Here is a 6,477-nt window from a genome sequence, read left to right on the forward strand (position 1 = left end):
GCTCGGGCTTCGCCACATTTGCTCAGTCATTCGAATTGCAGAGCAATTCGAATGACTGTCTTCGCTTCGCTCAGCGCGCAAACGTCGGAACACCTTGGTCGTTAGGCGCAATATCGCGATTTTTTTTATTATATAAGTTTTGAATTTTACCTTAGAGCCGAATCAAGACCCACTTAAGGTTAGGCCGCTTTTCTCCCTTTTCTTGCCTTATATCGTCGATTGAAAAATTGATCATTGCTTCGAAATTGATACCGAAACTCTTGTAACCTTTACTCAGAAAGCAGCGAAAAGGGTTCGCTACATATGTTGTAAATGTGAATTATTCTCTATTTGACCTTTGTTCTATAAGGAGATTTTCTAGAGTAGGGGTTTGGTGCAATTTGTTTGAGGCGATACTGCGCCTAACTTCCGGTGCTTCCGCTCCGCTCGGAGTTCGCTAACGCGACTCACTCGCTCGGGCTACGCCACATTTGCTCAGTCATTCGAATTGCAGGGCAATTCTCATGCCTGTCTTCGCTTCGCTCAGCTCGCAAACGTCGGAACACCTCGGTGCGTTAGGCGCAAAAGCTTTAAAAAAATGTTATTATATACAAAAACAAAAAGGAAGAACCACAAAAATGATAAAAAAAGTATCTTTGCTTATATTAGTTGTAATTAACTGTATAATACTTATTGGCTGTGTTACAGTTTCGACAAGAACAAATACAGCAAATACTAATGCACCTTTAAAAGGCAAGTTTACGATTAAATACCAGGTAACAGATGCGCAGCAGAATTTGTTTGCAAAAATGATTTCTGTTAAGTTAAAAAAGATTGGTCTAACAGAAAGCAAAGAAGACGCAGATTACTTCTTTAATGTAACTGCTTCAGTAGTACCGAAAGGTAATCGAAGACATGGAATGGCTAATCAAATTGGAAGTAATATGGCAATGGTAAATGTTTCAGTTACTCCTTTATATTCTAAGTCTTTAAGCATAACAGTGAATGATAAAAATCAACGTTTGGTTTGGACAGGAAATACTTTAGAAGATGAAACTGAATGTGGTCTACTAGGAGCAACAATGCCTGAATTGATTACCGCTATTTTTGAAAATTATCCTTCTGACTTAATGAATAAAAAGCATGATTTTTATTTGGGAAATTCTGAAACAGGTGAGATAAAGAATCACTTCCCAGATATGGATTGGTCATGCTACTGATAGCCTAAAGCTTCTGCGCCTAACTATCGGTGCTTCCGCTCCGTTCGAGGCTGCTTCGCACCTCTCACTCGGGCTTCGCCACATTTGCTCAGTCACTCGAATTGCAGAGCAATTCTCGTGCCTGTCTTCGCTTCGCTCAGCGCGCAAACGTCGGAACACCTTGGTCGTTAGGCGAAATTTGGTTAATATTATTGTATTATGAATATAGAAGAATTAAGAGATCAGTTAATATCAGCTAACCAACTATCGGGGCAAAGTTCCTTTGATAGAAGGATGCCCTCCAAAAAGTCTATTCCATTATTTATTGAAATAAGAAGAAAACTAAAGGGAATTTTGGAAATTGATGCAAGTAATGCAGATGCCTGGAAATTGCTTTCACAATCTGAGGAAGCGCTTTTAAATTATAGAGAAGCGATTGATAGTTTTACAAAGTACTTAAACTTCAAAGGAAGAGATAAAAAGGATCTAAAAAGGTTGGCCTTATTAAAGGAAAGCCAGGGTGAATGGGAAGATTTAATACTCGCTCCGAAGGAATTGAAAGAATTAGGAGATTATCTAAATTCGAATTTAAGTAGGATTACTTGCGATCATTCTTTAGTTATAACAAGAAAATACTTAGAGGAGAAATATTCTAAAGTTGAATTAAAGAGAATCATAACAGCATTGCAAAATCACGGAGGATTCTGTGATTGTGAAGTCCTTGCCAATGTAACTCTTTAAGAATAACCAAACTTCGCCTAACTGTCGGCTCTGACGCGTCGCTTCGAGATGCTTCGCACTCTCGCTTGGGCTTCGCCACATTTCGCTTTGTCACTCGCCTTGCGGGGCAAGCCTCGTGCCAAGTGCTTACGCACTCGCGAAACGTCGTCAAGCCTTGGTCGTTAGGCGTAATCACAATAAGCATAGTTGCAAATTATAAAATTTAAATTCGAGGAAAGCATGAAAATTACGTTCGGAGAATATGAGTTAGTGCATTCTGGTGTATTAATTGAAATAAAGGATAATCCAATCAAAATTGTTCTCCCAGATGAAATTGAAGGTGATTATAGTTTCTTAATAAATTTTGAATCTAATAGTGAAATTAAAGAGCCAAAAACAAATATAAAAAGAATTGATCGTTTTACCTTGAAAATTGATTTTATTAATTTCACTAATTTTCAGGGAGGAGGCAATACAAATTTAATTGAACTTGGGACATTGAAAAATAGGCCATTATATTTTAATTATAGAATCTTTGACTTACCTACTGCAGGTAAATCTATCTTATTTAATTTCTATATCAGGGAACATGAAAATGGCGAGCAATAAGAAATTCACTAGCCAAATATACAGTAACACGAAGACTGATCTAATAGAAATTACGCATGATAAATTGGAAAATATACTAATAAAGTTTTTTCGAGATTTTGAAAGAGCACAGGGCTGGTTTACTCCCTTTTCGATTTTTATCACGATACTGATTGCTGTAGCGACGACTGACATTAAGAAAGACTTTTTCAATATTCCGGCGATTATATTGTCTTCAATTATGTATTTGGTGTTATTTATTACCTTAACTTTATTTATACTTAATTTCATCTTTTACATTAGAAATAAAGAAAAGACGACCATTGAATATTTAATCAAAACTATTAAGAATTGCCTGTAGAAAATTGTGACTACGCCTAACTGTCGGCTCTGACGCTTCGCTTCGGGTTCACTTCGTGACCCTCGCTCGGGCTTCGCCACATTTCGCTTTGTCACTCGCCTTGCAGAGCAAGTCTCGCGCCAAGTCCTTGCGGACTCGCGAAACGTCGTCAAGCCTTGTTCGTTAGGCGAACAGTTTGGCTAAATTTTCTGTATAAATAAAGATTGACAATGTAACCCTATGGGTTACATTTTGATTATTGATAATTTCCTTCAAACATAAGGGTCTTGAACAGTTTTTTGAAACTGGGAGCAAAAAAGGAATACAAGCAGATCATGCTAGTAAATTAGCAAGATTACTAGATAGATTAGATTCGTCTACTTCACCGAAAGATATGGATTTGCCAGCTTATCGCTTGCATCCTCTGAAAGGTCAAGAAAAGGGTAGGTGGTCAGTATGGGTAAATGGGAATTGGCGTCTTACTTTTGAATTTGAAGGTGAGAACGCGATACTGGTTGATTACGAGGATTATCACTAGAGGACTTTATGAATAAAAGAAAACCAACTCATCCTGGCGAAATCTTATTAGAAGATGTAATAAAGCCTTTAGGTTTAACTATCACTGAGGCTGCGAAAGATTTAGGTGTTTCCCGTAAAACTCTTTCAGAGATAGTAAACGGCAGGAGTCCAATTACTCCTGAAATGGCTGTGCGAATTGGTATTGCAACAAATACTTCAGCAGAGAGTTGGCTGAACATGCAGACAAAATTAGACTTATGGACTGCAATGCAAGAAAAGCCTAAAAATATAATTAAGTTTCCAATCTCAGCATAATTTACTTTATTAAAGCCAAACCGTCGCCTAACTATCGGCTCTGACGCATCGCTTCAGGATTGCTTCGCAACCTTCGCTCGGGCTTGCGCCACATTTCGCTTTGTCACTCGCCTTGCAGTGGCAAGTCTCGTGCCAAGTGCTTACGCACACGCGAAACGTCGTCAAGCCTTGGTCGTTAGGCGGACAGCTCTGCACAATATCCTTTTAAAGTTTTGCGGGCCTCCTGCCCACTTATTAATATGAGTTTCAAATAATTATAGAAATATGCATCAGAATATGTATAATTATATGTATTGACAATGATTCTTCTCTTGTCTAATCTATATGTAGATGGAGTTTGAATGGGATTCTGCAAAGAATGACGAAAATTTCAGGAAACATGGAATTGATTTCTATGAAGCTCAAAAGGCATTCTTTGATCCGAATAGGGTAATCACATTAGATGTTACTCATTCATCTGAATCTGAAAAAAGATATTACTGCTTTGGCTTAATTGATTCGAATGTATCAACAGTAAGATTTACTGTTAGAAATGGTAAAATTCGAATCTTTGGGGCAGGTTATTGGAGGCAAGGTAAGAAAGTTTATGAAAAAGAAAATAAAATACAGTGATGCACCCTCATCAATATCGTCTTCAATTAAATCATCTAAGGTTGTTGAGGATTTTTTACCTCCTCCGAATAAACTTGTTTTGAAAGAAGATAATTCTAGAGTAACAATAGTCTTAAGTAAAAAGAGTATTTCATTTTTTAAAGAGGAGTCTAAGAGATCAGGAATACCTTATCAGGCTATGATTAAAAGAGTTCTGGATTTATATACAGAGCATTACGCTCATAAATAATCATCTGCGACGCCATCCATGGCTTGATTTTGTAGTATTACTTGCCGAGCCGTCGCCTAACTATCGGCTCTGACGCATCGCTTCGAGATTGCTGCGCAACTCTCGCTCGGGCTACGCCACATTGACTCAGTCACTCGAATTGCAGAGCAATTCTCGTGCCTGTCTTCGCTTTCGCTCAGCTCGTCAACGTCGTCAAGCCTTGGTCGTTAGGCGCAATATCGCGATTTTATTTTTCTTTATTATATAAGTTTTGAATTTTACCTTAGAGCCGAATCAAGACCCACTTAAGGTTAGGCCGCTTTTCTCCCTTTTCTTACTTTATATCGTAGACTGAAAGATCTTAGTAATGTTCGGTTTCTTCACAGCTCCTGTTGCCTTTGTACTAAGAGATACGAAAAAGGTTCGCTACTTTATATTTTGAAAGTGCATTTGTCCCTAATTGACCTTTATTTTATTTAAGGATTTTATATAGTAGGGGTTTGGTGCAATGTGTTTAGGGCGATACTGCGCCTAACTTGCGGTGCCTCCGCGCCGCTCGGGGCTTGCTTATGCAACCCGCTCGCTTGGGCTTCGCCACATTCGCTTCCGTCACTTTGTTTGCAAAGCAAACTCGTGCCGTCGCGAACGTCGGAGCACCTTGGTCGTTAGACGCAATAGGTGCAAAATGGAAGAGATTTTTCAAAGCATATTCCCTATTATAATAAGTAAGAAAGGAATTCCAGAACAGATAGCATCAGGGGTTTTATTAAAAATACAAGAAGAACTCTTTATTTTAACTTCTGCCCATGTTTATGATGGTATTAATGGGAACGGACTTCTTGTTCCTACTAAAACTGGGCTAATCGAAATCGAATATTTTGCGTCACATATTCCTGATGCGAAAAATGATCGAAAAAACGATAAGATTGATATTGCATACTTAAGATTCAAAGCAGGGTCACCAATAGAATTTGTGGATGGTCTTGCACCTTTATCTTTGAATCAAATCGATATTTCTGATAGTAGGGAAGGGGAAGACATTTATACGTTTACGGGCTTTCCTTATAGAAAGTCGAAATTCTATGATAATAAGTTATCTAGTGAATTATATTCTTTTACGGGCGGAGCTTCTAATGAAGAAATATTTGTCGAACAAAACTATGACAAGAATATTAATATTATAATTGATTTTAATAGAAAAAAGACAATCGGTGAAGTTGGTTCAATTTCTGCTGCACCACTTCCGAATGGAATTAGTGGGGGTGGGATTTTTTCTTATTCTAAAGATAAAAGGAAGTTATTTTCTGATGAAAAGGTTATAAGATTGGTTGGGATCGCTCATACCTTTCTTGAAAAAGAAAAATTGTTAGTCGGTACATCGATTAAACTTTATTTGAACTTAATATTCTCTAACAATCCACATTTAATAACGGATCTTGATAAAGAGGCAGGGCCTGCCATTATGCTTTTTCCTATTCCTTACTATAAAAGAGAGCAATGGACTCTAATAAAAGATAAAATGGAAGATAAGGATGTTCTGCATCCGACTTGGGATGAATGGCGCATAGATGCTGAAAACTATCTCGATACGTTGGCTTCTGAGAATAAATTGTATTTACGAATTGAATTTGATGTTAATCAGTTTATAGACTATTGCAAAGATAAAAATTTACCTTTAGTTGGAAGGAGCAGGATCCAGTTTATAAGCGCTAAACTTGCTAATATTATTTTTGAAAAGTGAAATATTAATAGAGGCACCTACAGCGTCTAACTATCGGCTCTGACGCATCGCTTCGGGATTGCTACGCAACCCTCGCTTGGGCTACGCCACATTTCGCTTTGTCACTCGTCTTGCAGAGCAAGTCTCGTGCCAAGTGCTTACGCACTCGCGAAACGTCGTCAAGCCTTGGTCGTTATGCGCTATGACAAAGGAATTTAAACTAATTTAAAACTATGAAAGATTTTATCGGATTTACTCCAAATCAATTGCACGGAAG

General features: G+C 37.9%; 8 protein-coding genes. All 8 read left to right on the top strand.

Annotation, left to right across the window (positions count from 1 at the left end):
• The first annotated feature begins 503 nt into the window (after positions 1–503).
• Positions 504–1,199 (top strand): DUF4136 domain-containing protein, encoded by a 696-nt coding sequence (locus tag CH377_RS18995; protein WP_100725309.1) that lies wholly within the window; start codon positions 504–506, stop codon positions 1,197–1,199.
• Positions 1,200–1,397: 198 nt separating this feature from the next.
• Complete coding sequence (locus CH377_RS19000) at positions 1,398–1,919, top strand: DUF2695 domain-containing protein (protein ID WP_100725310.1); 522 nt, start codon at positions 1,398–1,400, stop codon at positions 1,917–1,919.
• 219 nt (positions 1,920–2,138) lie between these two features.
• Positions 2,139–2,507: a DUF6864 domain-containing function gene (locus tag CH377_RS19005; protein ID WP_100725311.1), complete on the top strand. Its 369-nt coding sequence runs from the start codon at positions 2,139–2,141 to the stop codon at positions 2,505–2,507.
• Between the two features lie 578 nt (positions 2,508–3,085).
• Positions 3,086–3,364 (top strand): type II toxin-antitoxin system RelE/ParE family toxin, encoded by a 279-nt coding sequence (locus CH377_RS19015; RefSeq protein ID WP_100725313.1) that lies wholly within the window; start codon positions 3,086–3,088, stop codon positions 3,362–3,364.
• A gap of 8 nt (positions 3,365–3,372) precedes the next feature.
• A complete protein-coding gene (locus tag CH377_RS19020; protein ID WP_100725314.1) occupies positions 3,373–3,660 on the top strand; it encodes a HigA family addiction module antitoxin in 288 nt (95 codons plus the stop codon).
• Between the two features lie 330 nt (positions 3,661–3,990).
• Positions 3,991–4,272, top strand: a complete 282-nt coding sequence (locus CH377_RS19025) for a BrnT family toxin (protein WP_100725315.1) — start codon at positions 3,991–3,993, stop codon at positions 4,270–4,272.
• Positions 4,247–4,501: a CopG family transcriptional regulator gene (locus tag CH377_RS19885; RefSeq protein WP_243402134.1), complete on the top strand. Its 255-nt coding sequence runs from the start codon at positions 4,247–4,249 to the stop codon at positions 4,499–4,501. Before CH377_RS19025 ends, CH377_RS19885 begins: the two co-directional genes overlap by 26 nt.
• Before the next feature lie 664 nt (positions 4,502–5,165).
• Entirely contained in the window at positions 5,166–6,221 is a 1,056-nt protein-coding gene (locus CH377_RS19035; RefSeq protein WP_100725317.1) for a hypothetical protein, read from the top strand.
• Positions 6,222–6,477 lie beyond the last annotated feature (256 nt).

It is taken from the genome of Leptospira haakeii (genome assembly GCF_002812045.1).
GTDB classification, from domain to species: Bacteria; Spirochaetota; Leptospiria; order Leptospirales; family Leptospiraceae; genus Leptospira_B; species Leptospira_B haakeii.

Excerpts from the sequence above, each read along its gene's own strand:
- CH377_RS19025 (WP_100725315.1), top strand. The coding sequence starts at position 3,991 with ATGGAGTTTGAATGGGATTCTGCAAAGAATGACGAAAATTTCAGGAAA.
- CH377_RS19885 (WP_243402134.1), top strand. The coding sequence starts at position 4,247 with ATGAAAAAGAAAATAAAATACAGTGATGCACCCTCATCAATATCGTCT.
- CH377_RS19005 (WP_100725311.1), top strand. The coding sequence starts at position 2,139 with ATGAAAATTACGTTCGGAGAATATGAGTTAGTGCATTCTGGTGTATTA.
- CH377_RS19035 (WP_100725317.1), top strand. The coding sequence starts at position 5,166 with ATGGAAGAGATTTTTCAAAGCATATTCCCTATTATAATAAGTAAGAAA.
- CH377_RS19020 (WP_100725314.1), top strand. The coding sequence starts at position 3,373 with ATGAATAAAAGAAAACCAACTCATCCTGGCGAAATCTTATTAGAAGAT.
- CH377_RS19000 (WP_100725310.1), top strand. The coding sequence starts at position 1,398 with ATGAATATAGAAGAATTAAGAGATCAGTTAATATCAGCTAACCAACTA.
- CH377_RS18995 (WP_100725309.1), top strand. The coding sequence starts at position 504 with ATGCCTGTCTTCGCTTCGCTCAGCTCGCAAACGTCGGAACACCTCGGT.